Source organism: uncultured Tateyamaria sp., from assembly GCF_947504105.1.
Lineage (GTDB): Bacteria > Pseudomonadota > Alphaproteobacteria > Rhodobacterales > Rhodobacteraceae > Tateyamaria.
The window spans coordinates 1-984 of record NZ_CANNGP010000142.1; the positions used below are offsets into that span (position 1 = coordinate 1).

1 protein-coding gene is annotated in these 984 nt (G+C 45.4%); it reads left to right on the forward strand.

Going from position 1 to position 984, the window contains the following annotated elements:
- Positions 1-237 precede the first annotated feature (237 nt).
- Positions 238-984: hypothetical protein (locus Q1A75_RS23955; RefSeq protein WP_299641530.1), on the forward strand; the 747-nt coding region annotated here is incomplete at its 3' end.

A 984-nucleotide genomic window follows, 5' to 3' on the forward strand; every position in this document is an offset into this window, starting at 1 on the left:
CGCCAGGCCTATCACCCGGCACGTCCGTCGCTCAGACGTCGCGAGCTTCTGGCGTGTGTGAATGACGGCCTGACGGAACTCCAAGGGAGCAGCTCGTCGAGGCGTGTGACTTTGTGGTCGGGTGAACCAGCAAGAAGGGAGGTTGCGTGAGTACAACCTCAGGCCAGTATAACAAAAATATAAGCCTTCATCGTCTCCGCATGCTATATCTTTAAGCGAGGAACTTAGGTTAAAGACATGCAAACGCCAAACATCAATTCCACTACCCCTTCTCAAGCCCAGCAAGCTACGCCGGATTCAACACCAGACAAAAAGTTCAAAGCCAGACTGGCGACAAATGAACAGGCATCATCGTCAAAGCCTTCTGTCGGAGGAAAGCAGCTTCGGGAGGTGTATGCTGAAGCGCTAAAAGTTTTAAAAAATAACAATCTTCTTGGTGCGCGTGTTTCATCAAATGGGGGCATGATGCACAATGTCAAATCTGGCTCGAGATCATCTGGCATTGTTCCCAGATTAGTTTATGCTTTTTCGAATACTACTGGAACCAGTTTGGTTAGTCCGGAACGTGGGCAAAACCCGTCAGAGAGAGTCGAAGGTCAAGGCATTTGCTTGGGAAGTTGTATTGCAGTTGCAAAAAAAATATTAACGGATGGAGCCGGAATTAAAAATTCCCGAGTGAGTAATCTTCAGGCCGCCGTAGTACAAGTTTCTGGGCTGCTCGAAATGATAAGAACAGGTAGGAAGTTTGATGATGATACCTTCAATGATATTTCGGGTAATGTTGATAAACTGAACCAACTAGGCCTGCAGAAATCAATTCGAAACCAATCGATGACGGTTCAATCCATCACTAAAGGTTACGTTGATCAAGAAACAACCATGGAGCACATAAATAAAAACAAGGGTGTATTCCTAATAAATGTTCGGTATTCTGATGAAGATGACCAGCATGCGATTTTGGCAATAAACTTACCAGATGAGAAT